This is a genomic window from Streptomyces sp. NPDC059534, from assembly GCF_042743475.1.
Classification (GTDB): Bacteria; Actinomycetota; Actinomycetes; order Streptomycetales; family Streptomycetaceae; genus Streptomyces.
Genome location: NZ_JBHWAQ010000008.1, coordinates 196,242 through 213,358, shown reverse-complemented (window position 1 = coordinate 213,358; position 17,117 = coordinate 196,242). Strand labels below are relative to the sequence as shown.

General features: G+C 72.8%; 14 protein-coding genes. 10 read left to right on the top strand and 4 right to left on the bottom strand.

The window, feature by feature from the left end; genetic code table 11:
- The first annotated feature begins 149 nt into the window (after positions 1-149).
- Positions 150-4,097 (top strand): amino acid adenylation domain-containing protein, encoded by a 3,948-nt coding sequence (locus ACFVZH_RS13075; protein WP_384896255.1) that lies wholly within the window; start codon positions 150-152, stop codon positions 4,095-4,097.
- A gap of 57 nt (positions 4,098-4,154) precedes the next feature.
- Positions 4,155-4,640, top strand: a complete 486-nt coding sequence (locus tag ACFVZH_RS13070) for a nuclear transport factor 2 family protein (protein ID WP_384896253.1) — start codon at positions 4,155-4,157, stop codon at positions 4,638-4,640.
- A gap of 63 nt (positions 4,641-4,703) precedes the next feature.
- Here the strand turns inward: ACFVZH_RS13070 and ACFVZH_RS13065 are convergent, their stop codons facing one another.
- Positions 4,704-5,024: an ArsR/SmtB family transcription factor gene (locus ACFVZH_RS13065; RefSeq protein WP_384896251.1), complete on the bottom strand. Its 321-nt coding sequence runs from the start codon at positions 5,022-5,024 to the stop codon at positions 4,704-4,706.
- A gap of 170 nt (positions 5,025-5,194) precedes the next feature.
- On the opposite strand from ACFVZH_RS13065, the gene ACFVZH_RS13060 reads away from it, so the two are divergent.
- The 3 genes from ACFVZH_RS13060 to ACFVZH_RS13050 all read left to right on the top strand — a co-directional run bounded on the left by ACFVZH_RS13060 (position 5,195) and on the right by ACFVZH_RS13050 (position 9,456).
- Positions 5,195-6,643, top strand: coding sequence for an MFS transporter (locus ACFVZH_RS13060; RefSeq protein ID WP_384896249.1), 1,449 nt, complete (start codon positions 5,195-5,197; stop codon positions 6,641-6,643).
- A 107-nt stretch (positions 6,644-6,750) separates the two neighbouring features.
- A complete protein-coding gene (locus ACFVZH_RS13055) occupies positions 6,751-8,235 on the top strand; it encodes an APC family permease (protein WP_384896247.1) in 1,485 nt (494 codons plus the stop codon).
- 3 nt (positions 8,236-8,238) lie between these two features.
- The gene (locus ACFVZH_RS13050; protein WP_384896245.1) at positions 8,239-9,456 is read left to right on the top strand and encodes an alpha/beta hydrolase family protein; all 1,218 of its coding nucleotides are present in this window, start codon (positions 8,239-8,241) and stop codon (positions 9,454-9,456) included.
- 27 nt (positions 9,457-9,483) lie between these two features.
- Here the strand turns inward: ACFVZH_RS13050 and ACFVZH_RS13045 are convergent, their stop codons facing one another.
- A complete protein-coding gene (locus ACFVZH_RS13045) occupies positions 9,484-9,939 on the bottom strand; it encodes a nuclear transport factor 2 family protein (protein ID WP_384896243.1) in 456 nt (151 codons plus the stop codon).
- A gap of 57 nt (positions 9,940-9,996) precedes the next feature.
- On the opposite strand from ACFVZH_RS13045, the gene ACFVZH_RS13040 reads away from it, so the two are divergent.
- The 3 genes from ACFVZH_RS13040 to ACFVZH_RS13030 are packed head-to-tail and all read left to right on the top strand — an operon-like array spanning position 9,997 to position 12,105.
- A complete protein-coding gene (locus ACFVZH_RS13040) occupies positions 9,997-11,070 on the top strand; it encodes a metallophosphoesterase family protein (RefSeq protein ID WP_384896241.1) in 1,074 nt (357 codons plus the stop codon).
- Positions 11,067-11,768, top strand: coding sequence for a 4'-phosphopantetheinyl transferase (locus tag ACFVZH_RS13035; RefSeq protein WP_384896239.1), 702 nt, complete (start codon positions 11,067-11,069; stop codon positions 11,766-11,768). The genes ACFVZH_RS13040 and ACFVZH_RS13035 overlap by 4 nt, the downstream gene beginning before the upstream one ends.
- Positions 11,769-11,778: 10 nt before the next feature.
- Positions 11,779-12,105 carry a hypothetical protein gene (locus ACFVZH_RS13030; RefSeq protein WP_384896237.1) on the top strand — a complete coding sequence of 109 codons (327 nt, stop codon included), beginning with the start codon at positions 11,779-11,781 and terminating at the stop codon, positions 12,103-12,105.
- A 74-nt stretch (positions 12,106-12,179) separates the two neighbouring features.
- Here ACFVZH_RS13030 and ACFVZH_RS13025 read toward each other — a convergent pair whose 3' ends face one another.
- Positions 12,180-13,121 carry a ScbA/BarX family gamma-butyrolactone biosynthesis protein gene (locus tag ACFVZH_RS13025; RefSeq protein ID WP_384896236.1) on the bottom strand — a complete coding sequence of 314 codons (942 nt, stop codon included), beginning with the start codon at positions 13,119-13,121 and terminating at the stop codon, positions 12,180-12,182.
- A gap of 101 nt (positions 13,122-13,222) precedes the next feature.
- Here ACFVZH_RS13025 and ACFVZH_RS13020 point away from each other — a divergent pair, with 101 nt between their 5' ends.
- Both ACFVZH_RS13020 and ACFVZH_RS13015 read left to right on the top strand, forming a co-directional pair.
- On the top strand, positions 13,223-13,840 hold the full coding sequence (locus ACFVZH_RS13020) for a ScbR family autoregulator-binding transcription factor (protein ID WP_384896234.1): 618 nt from the start codon (positions 13,223-13,225) through the stop codon (positions 13,838-13,840).
- A 215-nt stretch (positions 13,841-14,055) separates the two neighbouring features.
- Positions 14,056-14,790 carry a TetR family transcriptional regulator gene (locus tag ACFVZH_RS13015; protein ID WP_384896232.1) on the top strand — a complete coding sequence of 245 codons (735 nt, stop codon included), beginning with the start codon at positions 14,056-14,058 and terminating at the stop codon, positions 14,788-14,790.
- A 177-nt stretch (positions 14,791-14,967) separates the two neighbouring features.
- Here ACFVZH_RS13015 and ACFVZH_RS13010 read toward each other — a convergent pair whose 3' ends face one another.
- On the bottom strand, positions 14,968-17,085 hold the full coding sequence (locus ACFVZH_RS13010) for an alpha-galactosidase (RefSeq protein ID WP_384896230.1): 2,118 nt from the start codon (positions 17,083-17,085) through the stop codon (positions 14,968-14,970).
- Positions 17,086-17,117 lie beyond the last annotated feature (32 nt).

Below are 17,117 nucleotides of genomic sequence, written 5' to 3'. Positions count from 1 at the left end.
CCCGCCGTGCCCCGCCCCACCCCGCCGCACCCCGGCACCCGCCGGGCCGGGACGTCAGCCGGCGTCCCGGCCCGCGGTGCCCACCATCCACGAGACCGCGATGCGGCCGCACGTCCCGCCCGGGACGGGCCGCGCTCCAGGAGCTCGCCATGTCCGAACCGTTCACGTCCGCCGTCTCCTCGGCCCAGGAACAGATCTGGTTCCTGGAACAACTGGCGCCGGAACAGCGCGCCTACAACCTTCCGCTCGGCGTCCGGCTCCGCGGTGACCTCGACACCGGCGCCCTGCGGACCGCCGTCACCGAACTCGTACGGCGCCACGAATCCCTGCGCACCACCATCGGCGAGTCCGGCGGACGGCCGGTCCAGACCGTGGCACCGGCCCCCGACGGCCCGATCGCCCTGCCCGTCGAGACCGCGCCCGCCGACACCGTCGCCGCGCACCCGGAGCCGGACGCCCTCGCCCCGGCCCTGCTGCGCGCGGAGGCCGGGACGGGCTTCGACATCGCCACCTCGACCTTCCGGCCCCGGCTGTTCCGCCTGGCCGACCGGGACCACCTGCTGTCGCTGTGCATGCACCACCTGGTGTCGGACGCCGGCTCGTACCAGGTGATCGTGCGGGACCTCGGCGAGCTGTACCGGCAGGCATCCAAGGGGATCAAGGCCGAACTGCCGCACCTGCCGATCCAGTACGTGGACTACACGGAGTGGCAGCGCGGGCAGCTCGGTTCCCCCGGCTTCGAGGACAAGCTGCGCTTCTGGGAGGACCGGCTCAAGGACGCCCCGCCGCTGGGACTGCACACCGACCGGCCGCGGCCGCCGGCGCAGTCCTTCCAGGGGGAGACCCTGGTCCACGAGTTCACCCCCGAGCTGCTCACCGCCGTGCGCGACCTGTCGCGGAAGAACCGCACCACCCTCTTCATGACGCTGGTCGCCGGCCTGAACGTCCTGCTGTCCCGCTACACCGGACAGGAGGACATCGTGATCGGCTCGGCCGAGTCCGGCCGTGTGCTGCCCGAACTCGACGGAGTCGTCGGCCTGTTCACCAACAGCGTGGTCCTCAGGACGGACCTGTCGGGCGACCCGTCGTTCGCCGAGGTGCAGCAGCGCGTCAGGGGCACGGTGCTGGACGCGGCCGACCACGCGGAGGTGCCCTTCGAGAAGCTGGTCGAGCGGCAGCCGCACCGCCGGGAGAACGACCGCAACCCGATCTTCCAGGTCGCCGTCAGCCAGCTGCCGACGTACTCCGACTTCCCCGCCGACGCGGGCGTGGAGGGTTCCGTCGTCCTGGTCGGACCCGGCGGTTCGCGGTTCGACTTCAACATCAACGTGTACCACCGAGAGGACACGCTGCGCCTGTACCTCGAGTACTCCACCCGGCTGTTCGACCGGCAGACGATGCTCCGCATGCTCGGCCACTACGAGCGGCTGCTCACCGCGGTCGCCGCCGACCCGGCCGTGCGGGTCTCCGCCGTCGGGTTGCTGTCGACGCGGGAGCGCGAGGCGGTGCTGCACACCTGGCAGGGCAAGCGGGCGGAGTACTCCCGCAGGCCCGTCCACCAGCTGGTCTCCGCACAGGCCCGGCGGACGCCCGACGCGCTCGCGGCGGTCTCCGGCGGCGGCCAGGCGCTGACGTACGAGGAGCTCGACCGGCGCTCGGACACGCTGGCCCGCCACCTGCGGCGCAGGGGACTGCTGCACGAGGACGTCGTCGGCGTCGCCTTCGAGCGCCATGTGGACGTGCTCGTGGCCTGTCTCGCCGTGTCCAAGGCGGGCGGCGCCTACCTCCCGCTCGACCCGGGGCATCCGGCCAAGCGGCTCGCGTACGTCGTCGACGACGCGTCGGCCTCGATCGTGCTCACCCACTCGTCCGTACGGGACCGCCTGCCGGACTGGCCCGGCAGCACCGTCATCGCCGTCGACACGGCGACCGGCGAGATCGAGGAGGCGGCGCACGACCCGCTTCCCGAGTGGGCGGACGAGCAGTCCCCGGTCTTCGTGCTCTACACCTCGGGCTCCACGGGCGCCCCCAAGGGGGTCGTCGTCGAGCACGGCGCGCTCAACAACTTCGCGGTCTGGATGGCCGACGAGTGCCGCATCACGCCGGGCGACCGCATGTTCCAGTACTTCTCGCTCGTCTTCGACGTGGCGCACGGCGAGATCTTCACCGCGCTGAGCAACGGGGCGACCAGCGTCCTCGTACCGCCGGACATCACTCTCTCGCCGCCGGCGCTGGCCGAGTTCATCCGCCGCGAGCGCTGCACCTACGTCGGCGCGCCGCCCGCCATGCTCAGCCTGATCGAGCCCGGCCCGTACCCCGACCTGCGCTGCGTCCTGGTCGCGGGCGAGGGTTTCCCGGGCAGCCTGGTGAACCGCTGGAACCAGCCCGGACGCCGTTTCGTGAACCTGTACGGACCGACCGAGGCCACCGTCGGCTGCACCGCCTTCCGGTGCCCGCACGACGACTGGCACGGCAACCCGCCGATCGGGCGCGCGATGCACAACCGCCGCGTGTACCTGGTGGACAGGTGGTCGAACCCCGTCCCCGTCGGCGTCCCGGGCGAGATCCTCATCGGCGGCGTCGGCGTCGCCCGCGAGTACCTCGACAACCCCGCGCTCACCGCGGAGCGGTTCGTCGACGACCCCTTCCACCCGGGCGGGCGGGCCTACCGCTCCGGCGACCTGGCCGTCTGGAACGAGGACGGACAGATCCAGTTCCTCGGCCGGATCGACAACCAGGTCAAACTCCGCAGCCAGCGGGTCGAGTTGGGGGAGATCGAGGCGGCGCTCGCCGCGCATCCCGACGTCCGTCAGGCGGCGGTCGTGATCCGCGGGACGCGGGGCGCGGACAAACGGCTCGTGGCGTACGTCGTGCCCGAGGGCGGGGCCGGGCCCACGCCCCAGCGGCTGCGCGACCACCTGGCCGCCGAACTCCCCACGTACATGATCCCGTCCGCGTACGTCGTCCTGGACCGGCTGCCGCTCGGGCCGACCGGCAAGCTGGACAAGGCGGCCCTTCCGGAGCCGCCCGAGCAGGGGGCCAGCGCGGTCCACACACCGCCGCGGACCTTCGCCGAGGAGGTGGTGGCCGAGGCGTTCTCGGCCGTCCTCGCGCGGCCGAGGATCGGCGCGGAGGACGACTTCTTCGCCCTGGGCGGCACGTCGCTGCAGGTGGCCGCGGTGGTCTCCCGGGTCAAACAGCGCACCGGGGTGACGCTGGCGCTGCGGGACATGTACGCGACCCCCACGGTCGAGGCGGTCGCGGGCGTCCTGCGGTCGGCCATGGAACCGTCGGCCGACCGTCCCCGGCCGGGGACGGCGGTGCTCCGCGAACACGGCACCGCGCGCCCGCTGTTCTGCCTTCCGCACGTCTTCGGCACGTCGCTGGCCTACCGCAACCTGCTGCCGCACCTGCCCGAGGACCAGCCGCTCTTCGCGATCGAACCGCCGCCGCCCGGCGGCCCGGCCGGCCCGGGGCCGAGTCTCCAGGAGCTCGCGGCCGCCTATCTCGACAGTGTCCGAGGGTGGCAGCCGAGCGGCCCGTACGCCCTGCTGGGGCATTCGATGGGCGGTACGACGGCGTTCGAGATGGCCCTGCAGCTGGAGCGGGCGGGACAGCGCCCCGGGACGCTGATCCTCGTCGAACCGAGCGTCGAGTTCGGCGAGGACACCGGCCGGGCGCAGGTGAGCAGGCGCTTCGTGCAGCTCCTCGCCAAGGTCGCCGACCGTCCCGTGCCGGAGTTCGACGAGGGGCTCGACGACGTCTCGGGCCAGGACTTCGTCCAGGGGCTGCTGGCGCACCTGGAGGCGCACCGGCTGGCCGAGCCGGGTCTGGACGCGGCCGGTCTGGAGCGGATGTTCCGCGGCTTCGGCAGGAACATCACGGCGTTCTGGAGGTACCGGCCGACCGGCCGCTACCAGGGCCGCGTCGTCCTGATCCGGTCCCAGGAGGACTCCTCCACCGATCCGGTGGAGTGGGAGGAGTACGCCCGGCACGTCGACCACGTCGTCGTGCCCGGCAGTCACTTCTCCCTGTGGAACGACCCCCATGTCGCGGGCATCGCGGCGGAGGTCCGGCGCGCACTCGGCGCGCGCTGACGCCGGCGCCCGGGGGCACCCGTACGAGCACGTCCCGACTCACAGGAGGAGAACGTCATGACGACGACGCCCGGAACCGACGGCAGGACCGTCGAGCAGAAGCAGCGGCACACCCGGGAGGTCTGCGACCGGTTCTTCCAGTACCTCGTCGACAAGGACATGGAGGGCTGGTTCGGGCTGTGGGACGACGAGGCGGTGAACGAGTTCCCGTTCGCGCCGCCGAACTACCCGACCAAGGTCGAGGGCATCGCCGCCATCCGGGAGTACATGAAGGACTTCCCGGCGAACATCGAGGTCACCGGTGTGCCGTGGATCAAGGTGCACCACACCACCGACCCCGACGTGGTGATCATGGAGAACCAGATCGAGGGCACGGCGCTGGCCACGGGCAACCCGTACAACCTGCGCTACATCTGCGTCATCGAGTTCAAGGACGGCAAGATAGCCCGCTACGTGGACTACTGGAACGCCCTTGAGGCGGCCACCGCGCTCGGCGGAATGGACGCCTTCCAGGGCGCCTTCAACGCCTCCACGCTGGCCTAGGCATCGGCCCGGGCGCCGGGCCCGACCCCGGACCGGCGGTCCGCGGCCCGCCGACGTCCCGGCTCACGGGGCGACGGTGGCCGGCCCGGCGTTGAGGGCGGCGGCCAGCAGGCCGGGGAAACGGGCCTCGACGTCCTCGCGGCGCAGCGCGACGAAGTGGGCGCGGCCCACCTGCCACTGGCGGATGACCCCTGCTTCCCGCAGGACCCGCCAGTGGTGGGTGGCCGTCGCCTTGGAGACGCCGATGTCGATCGTGCCGCAGGCCAGGCCGTCGGGGCCGCCGGCCGACAGGGCGCGGACGATCGCCATGCGAATCGGATTGCCGAGAGCCGCGAGGACGGTCTCGATTTCCATCTGTTCGCGCACCGGGTGGTAGGGAGCCATGACACCAGCGTACGTCACCCTTCGTACCGTCTGGCTTCGGCCTCCCGGAGTCGTCCCCCGGGCCTCACGCTCTGTCAAGCCCCTGCCGGGAGTGGCTACTTGACAGTCGCCGCGGGTAGGTACGAAGGTACGAAGGTTCTCTGACGGACGTATTGAATGTGAGTGACTCCATGTCGCACGGCACCCCCCAAACCACCGCTCGAAAGGGGTGGGCACTGGCCTTCCTGGCCTTCGCCCAGCTCATCGCAGCGCTCGACTACAACATCGTCTACGTCGCCCTGCCCGACATCGGCCGTGAGCTCGGCTTCTCCGCGCAGACGCTGCAGTGGGTCGTCAGCGCGTACGCACTCGCCTTCGGTGGGTTCCTCCTCCTCGGCGGCCGCGCCGCCGACCTCCTCGGCCGCCGCAACATGTTCGTGCTGGCCCTCGTGCTCTACGGCGGCGGCTCGCTCATCGGCGGATTCGCCGGCTCCCCGGGCCTCCTGGTGACGGCCCGGGCGATCCAGGGCCTCGGCGGGGCCCTGCTCATCCCGGCGACGCTCTCCCTGATCGCCACCACCTTCGACGAAGGAGCGGAGCGCACCCGGGCGCTGGCCATCTGGGGCGGCGCCGGAGCCGGCGGTCTCGCCCTGGGCTCGCTGCTCGGCGGCGTCCTCACCAACGCGTTCGGCTGGGAGTCGGTGTTCTTCGTCAACGTGCCGCTGGCGGCCGTGGTCATCGTCGGCGCCCTCGCGTTCCTGCCGGCCGGCGGGCGGGTGCCGGGGCGCAGCTTCGACATCCCCGGCGCGGTCATCGCCACCGCCGGTGTCTCCGCGCTCGTCTTCGGCCTGGTGCAGGGCCCGGAGCTCGGCTGGGGCTCGCCGTACACGATCGGCACGCTCGTCGGCGGCGTCGTGCTCGTCGCCGTCTTCCTCGCGATGCAGGCCAGGACCGCGGACCCGCTGCTGCCGCTGAGCCTGTTCCGCAACCGCAGTCACGCGACGGCCGTGGCCATCACCTTCATCTTCATGGGCACCTTCGGGTCCCAGTACTACTTCTTCACCGTCTACCTCCAGGACGTGCTGAAGTTCGACGCGCTGCAGACCGGCCTCGGGTTCCTGCCGCTGGCCGTCCTGAACGTCGTCGGCACCAAGATCGGCGAGAAGATGGTCGGCAGGACCGGAGCCCGCGGCACCATGATCACCGGCCTGCTCCTGGGCACCGCCGGCATGGTCCTCTTCGCCCTGCTCATGTCGACCGACGGCAGCTACGCCCCGCTCCTCGCCGGCATCGTCTTCCTCAGCATCGGCCAGGGCGTGACCTGGACCGGCATGTGGGTGGCGGCCGCGACCGGCGTCGCCCCGGAACAGCAGGGCGTCGCCTCGGCGACCGCCTCGACGTCGCAGCAGATCGGCAGCGCCGTCGGACTCGCGATCCTCGTCGCCATCGCGGCGCCCGCGAGCCGGTCGGGCGTCGCGGACTTCGTCGGCGGCCTTCAGACGGCCGTGTACGTGTCGGCCGCGCTCACCCTCATCGGCGTGGCGATCGCCTTCGCGACCTCCTCGCCCAAGGCGGCCGCCCGGCCCGCTTCCGCGGAGCCGGCCGGCCACAAGACCACGACGGACTCACCCGTGGCGTGACGCACGGACGCGGTGCCGGGTGAGGCCGTCGGGCCGGAGCGGCCGACGGCCTCACCCGTGCCACCGCCACCCGGGCACGCCCGGACCACAGCGGAGAGAGGTGTTCTGTGTCCACCACCGACATGGCGAGCGCGACGGCGGAGGGGAGAGCCGCGGAGACACGACTGCAACGCGGCAGCATCGGCACGGCGGGGATCGTCTTCATCGTCATCGCGGGCGCCGCGCCCCTGACGGCCATGGCGGGCAACATCCCGCTGAGCATGGCACTCGGCAACGGCGTCGGGGTGCCCGGCGCCTACGTCCTCGTCGGGGCGCTCCTCCTCGTCTTCAGTGTCGGCTTCGCGGCCCTGAGTCGTCACGTCGTCCACGCCGGTGCCTTCTACGCGTACATCGGCTTCGGCCTGGGGCGCGGCGCCGGCGCGGTGGCGGCCTTCGTGGCCACCATCGCCTACAACGCCAGCGTCACCTCCCTGGCCGCCGCGTTCGCCTTCTTCACCCGCACGGCGATCCAGGAGGAGTGGGGGGTACGGATCCCCTGGGAGCTCCTGGCCCTCCTCGCCATCCTCGCCGCCGGACTGCTGAACCTGCGCGGGGTGGCCGTCTCCACCAGGATCCTGGCCACGCTGATGGCCCTGGAGCTGGGCATCCTCCTCATGATCGACATCGCGGTCGTGGCGGACCGCGGCGCCCGCTTCTCGTTCGAGGTCTTCGAGCCCGCCGCCGTGTTCGGCCCCGGCGTGGCGATCGCGCTGCTCTTCGGCATCCTCTCCTTCGCGGGCTTCGAGGCCACCGCGGTCTTCTCCGAGGAGGTGCGCAACCCCCGCCGCACGGTCGGCCGCGCCACCTTCGCCGTCGTGGTGCTCATGGCCCTGGTCTTCGCCGTCTCCAGCTGGGCGGCCCTCTCGGCGTACGACGACGGCGGCGCCGTGGCCGCGGCCCGGGCGAACCCCGGGGACTTCGCCTTCGAGCTCGGACGCACCTACCTGGGCGCCTGGTCGGTGCCGGTGATGCGGGGACTCGTGGTGCTCAGCTTCCTCGCCTCGGTGATCGCGGTCCACAACATGGCGGCCCGCTACATCCATTCGCTCGGCCGCTCGGGTCTGGTCTCTTCGTGGCTGGCGGTCACCCATCCGCGGCTGCGGACCCCCCACCGGGCGGGCCTGGTGCAGGTCGTGGTCTCGTGCGCGGTGCTCGGCCTGTTCGCCCTGCTCGGCGCGGACCCCCTGGTCGACGTGGTGCCGGCCCTCGCGGGGCTCTTCACCGTCGCGTTCCTCGCCCTGATGGCGGCGACCTCGTTCGCGATCCACCGGGCCTTCGCCACCAGGATCCACGACGAGCGGGGGGTGTGGACCACGAAGGTCGCGCCGCTGCTCGCCGGATTCCTGCTCACCGCCACCTGCGGCCTGGTGATCCTCCACTACGGGGTCCTGGTGGGGAGCGACTCCCTCTTCGCCCGCGCGATGCCCGCCGCCGTCCTGATCGCCGCCGTGGTGTGGGGGGTCCTCGCGCACCGGCGCCGGGTGCGGCGCGAGACAGACGGCGTCGCCGCCCCGGCGCCCGCCGACCGGCACACGATCCTTGAGGAGCGGTAGACCATGGCCATCTTCTTTCCCCGCACCGCGACGTTCGAGTTCGAGTTCCTGCGGACGCTCGGTCACGCCCGCTACGGCGGTGCCGACGTGGGGGAGTGCCTCGCCACCGCCGGCCGCATCGACGACGGGGACTTCGGCAGCTGGTACGAGGAGTGGACCCGGACCGCGGACCGGGTACGGGAGCAGGCCGGGACCAGCCTGGCCCGCGGCCGTACGGTCAGCGCCCGCGACGCGCTCATGCGCGCGTCCAACTACTACCGCAGCGCCGACTTCTTCCTGCACGGCGACCGGACCGATCCGCGCATCGCGGTCGCGCGGGAGGCGAGCGTCACCTGCTACCGGCAGGCCGCCGGCCTCTTCGACGCCCCGCTGGAGCGCGTGGGCATCCCCTACGAGGACACCACGCTGCCCGGCTACTTCTACGCCCCGGACACCTCCGGCCGGGTGCGCCCGACCCTCGTCATGCACAACGGCTTCGACGGCACGGGCGACGAGTGCTACTTCATGGGCGGCCGGGCGGCCCAGGAACGCGGGTACAACGTCCTCGCGTTCGAGGGTCCCGGACAGGGCGAGGTGATCCACGACCAGGGGCTGCCCTTCCGCCCCGACTGGGAGAACGTGGTCGGACCCGTCCTGGACTTCCTGTTGAAGCGGCCGGAGGTGGACGCGGACCGCGTCGCCCTGCTCGGCATCAGCATGGGAGGCGTCCTCGCCCCCCGGGCCGCGGCCTTCGACGACCGCATCGGCGCCGTGATCACCTTCGACGGCGTGTACGACATGTTCGCGTTCTCGCTCGGTCTCGTGCCGCTGCCCGCCGAGGAGGCGACGCGCCGCCTGCTCGCGGACGCCGACGACGAACTCGACGCCCTCCTCGACGAGGTGATCGCCGAGAACTCCGTCGCCCGCTGGTCCACCGACCACGGCATGTGGGTGCTCGACGCCCCCACCCCGCGGACGTTCCTCGGGAAGCTGTACGACTACCACCTGCGCGACGGGATCGCCGAGCGCGTCACCTGCCCCGTCCTGGTGATGAAGTCCGAGACGGACTTCGCCTTCGAGGGCCAGCCCGAGGCCCTCTACGCGCACCTGCCCGGCCCGAAGGGCTTCGCCGCGTTCACGAACGAGGAAGGGGCGGGCGCCCACTGCCAGGTGGGCGCCATGAACCTGGCCGCCGCCCGCATGTTCGACTGGCTCGACGGGGTGTTCGCCGACCTCTCCTAGGCTCCGTCCGGAGCGGGCGTCCGCCGGTCAGGGGGAGTTCAGCACCCCCGGGTTCCCGTCGGCCCAGCGGAGTGCGGCGCGCAGGCCCGACACGCGCCAAGTGCCGTCCGTGTGCCGCAGGGTGAGGCCGTACGTCCCGCCGTTGCGCCACAAGGGCGAGCCCATGGCGGTGTCGCCGCGCAGATGTGCGGTGACGTTCGCCGTGCAGGTCGCCTCGTCGCCCGCGATGTGGCTCAGTACGTTGGTGACGACGTGCTGGGTGGACAGCAGATGGCCGAGCTGCTCCGACCAGCGCTTCGCCTGCTCCGGGCCGGGGACCAGCTCGGGCGTGCCGCCGAAGAGGGAGGTGTAGTCCATCAGGACCTCCTCGGCGAAGACGTCGGCCAGCTGGTCCCAGGACCGTTCGTCGACGTACCAGAACAGCCGCGAGACGGTGTCCTGGACGTCGAGGCGGGCCGTCAGCTGCTCGATGTCCGTGGTCATGGTGTGTTCCCCGATCCGCAACGTATGTGCATCAACGTACCTACATAGGGAAGTTTTGTGCCGACCTTCTCCGCCGTCAAATCGGCGTCAACCCCGCGGACTCCGTCACCCGACCGCGCTCCCCGCCGCCCGGAACGCCACGACCGGGCACCCGCCCCGGCCGTCTACGCCGTCAGCGACCTCCACGTCCGGTACCCGGCGAACCGCGCCTTCGTCGCACGGCTGCGGCCGCGCACCGACCACGACTGGCTGATCGTCGCCGGCGACGTCGGGGAGTTCGCCGCGGACGTCGAATGGGCCCTGCGGACCCTCGCGGACCGCTTCCACACCGTGGTCTGGGCCCCCGGCAACCACGAGCTGTGGACCCCGCCGACCGACCCCGTCCAGCTGCGCGGCGAGCAGCGCTACCTCCACCTCGTCGCCCTGTGCCGGCGGCTCGGCGTCGTGACGCCGGAGGACCCCTGGCCGGTCTGGCGCGGCGAGGGCGGACCCGTGGCGATCGTCCCCCTCCACCTCCTGTACGACCACACCCTCCTGCCCGCCGGCACGGCCACCACGGAGGAGGCACTCGCCCGGGCCCGCGCCGCCGACATCGTGTCCACGGACGAGGTCCACCTGCACACCGACCCCTACCCCGGAGTGGCCGACTGGTGCCGCGCCCGCGTCGAACTCACCGAGCGCCGCCTGGCCGCGCTCGACCCGGAGCTGCCCACCGTCCTGGTCAACCACTTCCCCCTGACGGCCCACCCGACCCGGACGCTGCACCATCCCGAGTTCGCCCTCTGGTGCGGCGCACGGCGCACGGCCCACTGGCACCGTCGATACCACGCGCTCGCCGTCGTCTACGGACATCTCCACATCCCTCGGACGCACTTCGTGGACGGCGTCCGCTGCGAGGAGGTGTCGGTCGGCTATCCGCGCGAGTGGCGCGCCAGGGGAGAGCAGCCCCCCGCGCCGCGCCGGATCCTTCCCTTCGCCCCAGCCGACGACGAACCCGCCCCCGCCGCCTACGAACCCGCCACCGCCGCTGCCGAACCCGCCACCGTCACGGACGAGCCCACCCCCGTCCCCCTCACCCCTGCCCCAGGCGCCGACGAGCCCGCCACCGCGCCGCCCGGAGCCGCCGCGTGATCGAGGAGCTTCTCCCCGCGGCGGTCGCGAGCGCCGAGTCCTTCGGCCCGCCGGACGCCGCGCCGGGGGAGCTGTATCCCGAGGAGCGGGCCCTCGTCGCCGGCGCGGTGGACGCCCGGCGCCGTGAGTTCGCCGCCGGGCGGGCCTGCGCGCGGCGGGCCCTGGCCCGGCTCGCCGTGCCACCCGCGGCGGTCCTCCGGGGGGAGCGGGGCGAACCCCGCCGGCCGCGCGGCACGGTGGGCAGCATCACCCACTGCGCCGGGTACCAGGCGGCCGCCGTCGCCCCGGAGGCACGCGTCGCCGCCGTCGGCATCGACGCCGAACCGAACAGGCCGCTGCCGCCCGGGGTCCGCCCCGACGTCGTCACGGCGCCGGAGGAGGAGGCGATGGTGCGCCGACTGGCGGGCGAGGCACCGGACATCCACTGGGACCGGCTGCTCTTCAGCGCCAAGGAGTCCGTGTACAAGGTCTGGTCACCGCTCTCCGGCGGCGGATGGCTCGACTTCGACGAGGCCGTCGTCGCGTTCGACCGGCGGACACGGCAGTTCACGGCCGGGATCGTCGACTCCGGGGCCCGCCGTGGCCACCCGTCCTTCGCCCGGCTGACCGGCCGCTGGGCGGCGCGGGGCGGACTGCTGCTGACGGCCGTCACCGTCGCTCCCGCCCTCCCGTTCGCGGGAGGCACCCGTGCCCCGTAGAGGAGGAGCCGTGCACGACCCCGACGTCCCCGCCGTTCCCACCACCGCCCCCGCGGCCGACACCGAGCGGGCGGGACCGGACGCCGCGTACGGCGAGCTGACGGTGCTGGAGCTCGTCTCGCTCGCCCTGGACAACCGGACAGGTCCGGCCGCCCGGGCGGCCCCGAGGAAGCCCCCCGACCCCGCGGCCCCCATGCCGGCCGGGCTGGCGAAGGACATCGACGAGGCCGTTCGGCGCCTGTTCCTGCTCGGTGCGTCACGCGACGCACCGGGCGCGGCGATCGAGGCCCGCATCCGCGAGGCCGCCGGGCGGTGCCGCCTCCGCTGCGGGAGGTGACCGGCGTACGCGCGAAGTCCCCGGCCGCGCACCGGGGTCGCCGGTGGGGCCGGGGGCTCGTCACCCGGCCGGGGTCACCGCAGCGGGACCTCCGCGAGGCCGACCACCGCGGAGAAGAGGGTGTCGTCGTGCTGCTCGGCCTCGACACGGACGCGCGCCGATTCGCCCGGTGCGGCCGGCAGCGGCCGGGCCCGCAGCAGACAGGGGGCGTCGAGCTCCACGTACCGGACGAAGCCGATGTCCATGGAGACGGGGATCACCGGCCGGGGGTGCGCGGTGGCCATGGCCGCCTGGCGCGCGCCCTCCAGCAGGAGCATGCCCGGGACGTGGTCGACCGGGTGGTCGAAGAGCACGGGGTGCGCGGTGTCGGCCCGCAGCTGCCACATCCGCGGGGTGCTGGTACAGGAGAGGACCACGTCGTCGAAGGCGTCCCGGCCGACGTACTGCGGGGGCTTCGGCGGCGGAAGGGCGCGGGGGCCGGATCCGGCGGCGTCCGCGTACGGGCCGCGCAGCCGGCGGTAGACGGCCGGGTCCTGGATCGTGAAGCGGGTCCGCGCCGTCCCGAGGGGGGCGCCGTCGCGTAATGCCTCGACCTCCAGGGAGAGGGAGGCCGCGCGGGACTTGCGGTACGTGACGTCCGGGCAGGCGACGCGCAGTTCGATGTCGACCGGGCCGGTGCCGTCCGCGCGCAACGCCTCGGCGTCGAGGTCCCACCGGAAGTCCTGCCAGAGCAGATGGTGTCCCAGCGGCACCTGGTAGGCGGCGTGGGAGAGCAGCGGCAGCGTCTGGCGGACGGTCTCGCCGAACAGGAGCGGGTCGAGCAGGCCGTACCGGGTGCGGTAGAAGCCGTGCGCGCCGGGCCAGCGGGCGCCGACGGTGAAGGCGTCGCGGCCGCGGCGCCGCCAGGTGGTCAGCAGCACCTCGTCCCGGTCGGTCTTGTGGGTGAAGGACTGGGGTACTTCGGCCGTCTCTGTGACAAGCTCCGCGGCGGGTGGGTTCGTGGTCACGCGTGACATCGATGTGCTCCTCATGTCGGCATTCGAAGCGTGTGGTGTCGGTGGTTGAACCTCCCATAACATAGAGGTCGTTCTTTTTTATTGTCGAGGGAGTTTCGTACGTGACACGGCACAGACAGGACCGCGCGCTGAGGACACGAGAGCTGCTGCTGAGGGCGGCGGCGGAGGTCTTCGACGAGAGCGGCTTCTCCGGCGCCAGCATCAACAAGATCCTTGGGCGCGCCGAGGTCACGGCGGGCGCCCTGTACTTCCACTTCCAGTCCAAGGAGGGGCTGGCCCGGGCCGTCATCCTGGAGCAGGCGGCCGACCTGCAGTTCCCCCAGGGGGAGGGGGGTCTCCAGCATCTGCTGGACATGACCCTCTACCTCGGGGTCGAGATGCAGCGGAACGTCCTGCTCCGCGCCGGCGTCCGACTCGCCGTCGAACAGGGCGAGTCCGGCCTGCGGGAGTACGAGATCTACGAGTGGTGGATCGAGCAGTTCCGCCGCGAACTCGTGGTCGCCCGCCGCATGGGCCAGCTCCTTCCCCACGTGGACGAGGCGAAGTTCGCCCGGATACTGGTCGGCGCCTACACCGGGACGCAGATCATGTCGCAGATCTCCACCAAGCACGCGGACCTGCCCGAGCAGATCTCCGTCCTGTGGGAGTACCTGCTGCCGGCGGTGGCGCCCGCCGAGGTCGTCGCCACGCTCGACATCGACCCGGACCGCGCACGGTGAAGCCCTGACGCCACGGTGACGGCGGGTCCCCGCCGTCACTTCGTGTTCACTCGTGCACATCGGAAAAACATAGCGAACGTTCTATACTCTTCTGGTTGTCCATCGCAGCGCAGGACGAATGGGGGAGCTGTGTTACCCACGTACCACTCGTGCCGACAGCTACTGAACGCCGCCACCGGCGGATCCGCCGTACCCGCCGGCGGGGGGTGGTGACGGTGAGGCAGGAGCGCGCCGTACAGACCAGAAGGGCACTGATCGAGGCGGCCGGCGCCGAGTTCGACCGGAACGGCTATCCGGGGTCGTCGCTCTCCCGGGTCAGCAGGGCCGCCGGAGTCACCATGGGGGCGTTGACCTTCCACTTCCCGGCCAAAGGAGAACTGGCCGACGCGGTCCACGCCTCCGGAGTGGCCGCCACCCGGGAAGTGCTGCGGCAGCTGAACGCGGAGCCCGGCACCGCGCTCCAGGCGATCATCGACCTCACGCACGCCCTCGCCCAGCTGCTCGCCGAGAACGTCGAGGTCCGCGCGGCCGCCCGGCTCGACCGGGAGCGCGAGGACGCGGACCCGGCCTGGCAGTCGGAGTGGGCTCCCGTCCTGCGGGACCTGCTCGCCCGGGCCCGCCGGGAGGGGACGTCCGAGACCGACCTGGAAGCCGTGGCCGTCCTCGCCACCTATCTCGTGGCGGGAGCCGAGGCCGCCGTCCGCGACGGCGTCCTGAGCGCCGGCGTGGGAGAGCACCTCACCCGGCTGTGGAACCTCGCCCTCGCCGATATGCCGGCGGGAGTCACGCGACTCCTCCCCGCCGGACGCGCCCCGTCGGCGGGCGACCCCGACGACCTCCTCCCGCGGTCCCACGGCTCCGGCCTCACGGACCCGCCCGCGGACGAGACCGGCCCGGAGGCCCTGACCTCCGTGTACGCCGCCGGCTGCTGGGCCGGCGCTCCCCTGTGAACCCGGGGGCCGCAGGACGCCGCCCGGAGTGAACCCGGGGCGCCGCCGCCCTCCGGCCGCCGTCCGCGGAGGCGTGGGCCAACGGCTCCGTCCGGCCGACCACTCCGCCGAAACGCCGGGCCATCGGCCCGGCGTTTCGGCGGCCGGTTCCTCGGCGGGCCGAAGGCAGGGCTGTGGTCAAGCGGTCCGGCGAAGCCGGATCAGTCGGCTTGCGTGGTCGCCGGCGGGCATGGCCAGGTCGATGCCGCGTCGGATCAGGACGGCGCCGCTGTACGTGGTGCCCAGGTCCAGGTCCAGGTACCGGGCGGCGGGGTCCAGGGCCGACAGCGCGAGTGCCGTGGGCGCGTGGCCGAAGCGGGTCGTGGGGCGCCAGGCGAGAACGGCGTGTTCGGTGCCGTCCTCGGAGGCGTAGTGCATGCCCGTGACACCGCCGGGGCCGCTGAGGCGGTGCTGGCGCCCGTGCTGGACGAGCGGGCGGATCTCCTTGTAGCGGGCGACGAGCACGGCGGCCTCGTCGAGTTCCTCCTCGGACCAGCGGGTGAGGTCCCCGCCGAGGCCGAGCGCTCCGGCCATCGCCACATGGAAGCGGAAACCCAGGGGCGTGGCGCGGCCGGTGGTGACGTTGGGGCTGTCGGTCACCCAGGCGGCCATGGCCTGTGCGGGGAAGACCTGGCCGAAGCCGTGCTGGATGGCGATCCGGTCGACCGGGTCGGTGTTGTCGGAGGTCCATGCCTGGTCGGTACGGGCGAGGACGCCGAGGTCGACCCGCCCGCCACCGCCCGCGCATGCCTCGATCCGCAGGCCGGGGTGGTCGGCGCGCAGGCGGTCCATGATCCGGTACACGGCACGGGTGTGGTCGATCCACAGCCGGTCGGGGTCGGGATGCCCCGGCCAACCCGCCTCGGTGACGACCCGGTTGGCGTCCCACTTGAGCCAGTCGACGGCATGGTCACGCACCAGCCGGTCCAGGGTCCGCAGCGCCCACGCCTCGACCTCGGGCCGGGCGAAGTTCAGCATGAGCTGGTTGCGGAGTTCGGTGGCGTCCCGGGTGGGTGAGTGGACGACCCAGTCGGGGTGGGCGCGGTAGAGGTCGCTGTCGCGGTTGACCATCTCCGGCTCCACCCACAGCCCGAAGTCCATGCCCAGGCGGTGCACCTCGTCGGCGAGCGGCCGCAGGCCGTCGGGGAAGGCCGAGGGCCGGGGTGTCCAGTCGCCGAGGCCCGCCCGGTCGCTGGTGCGCGCGCCGAACCACCCGTCGTCCAGGACGAACAACTCCGCTCCGAGGCGGGCGGCGAGACGGGCCAGGTGCAGCTGGCCGGGGTGGTCGACACCGAAGCCGGTGGCTTCCCACGAGTTGTAGAGGACGGGCCGGTCCCGCTCGGGGGAGGGGAGCACGTGGGTGCGGACGTACGCGTGCCAGGCGCGGCTCGCGGCACCGAAGCCGCCGTCGGTGTACAGGCCCGCGAAGACCGGGGTGCGCAAGGTCTCGCCCGGGCCGAGCGTCCAGCCGACGCCCTCGTGACCGAAGCCGCCGGTCCAGGTGGTGCGGCCGACCGGATCCCGGTGCACGGTGATGCGCCAACTTCCGCTCCAGGCCAGGGCGGTGCTCCAGACCTCGCCGTCCTCCTCGCCGGCGGTGCCGTCGTCGAGGGCGAGCCAGGGGTTGGCGTGGTGGCTGGTGACGCCGCGGCGGCTGGTGAGGACGGTCTCGGCGACCGGGAGCCGGTCGCGTTGCAGCTGGAACTCGCTGTTCCAGCCCCCGGCGAGGTGGCTGAGCCGGTAGTCGGGGAGGGCGGGGGCCGTCCAGGAGGCGGAGTCGAACCGGTCGACGGCGATCGGACCGGAGTCCTCGGGCCCGGTGTGGGTGAGTTCGGTCCAGCGTTCGACGACGTCGCTGTCGGGGCGGACCCGGTAGCAGAGCTCGGCGGTCAGCGGGTAATGGCGGTCGGCAAGGCGAAGGCGCAGCTCGCCGCCTTCGACGTGGTGGCCGGCGAAGTGCCACTGGGCGCCCCGCGTACCGTCGGCGAAGCGGACCTGGAGGCCCGCGGGTCCGAAGCGCGCTCCGGTCTGCGGCGCCAGTTCGTCCGGTGCGGCATCGGCCTCGAAGCTGCTCGCCGCGGGGGAGGCCGCGTCGGGGTGTGCCTTGAACTCCGCGGTGTCGAAGGCGGGTCCCCAGTACAGATGCCGGGGGCTGCCGTCGGCGCCGACGCGTACGGCGTACACGCTGTGGGGGGTCTGGAGGACCGCGAGCCCGAGGGCGCGGTCGAACGAGACGGTCGAGGACGTTCGAGGCACGAGTGGTCCCAGGAGAGTCGAGCGAACGTGTG

Coding starts and splice junctions, on each gene's coding strand:
- ACFVZH_RS13075 (WP_384896255.1), top strand. CDS start 150: ATGTCCGAACCGTTCACGTCCGCCGTCTCCTCGGCCCAGGAACAGATC.
- ACFVZH_RS13070 (WP_384896253.1), top strand. CDS start 4,155: ATGACGACGACGCCCGGAACCGACGGCAGGACCGTCGAGCAGAAGCAG.
- ACFVZH_RS13065 (WP_384896251.1), bottom strand. CDS start 5,024: ATGGCTCCCTACCACCCGGTGCGCGAACAGATGGAAATCGAGACCGTC.
- ACFVZH_RS13060 (WP_384896249.1), top strand. CDS start 5,195: ATGTCGCACGGCACCCCCCAAACCACCGCTCGAAAGGGGTGGGCACTG.
- ACFVZH_RS13050 (WP_384896245.1), top strand. CDS start 8,239: ATGGCCATCTTCTTTCCCCGCACCGCGACGTTCGAGTTCGAGTTCCTG.
- ACFVZH_RS13045 (WP_384896243.1), bottom strand. CDS start 9,939: ATGACCACGGACATCGAGCAGCTGACGGCCCGCCTCGACGTCCAGGAC.
- ACFVZH_RS13025 (WP_384896236.1), bottom strand. CDS start 13,121: ATGTCACGCGTGACCACGAACCCACCCGCCGCGGAGCTTGTCACAGAG.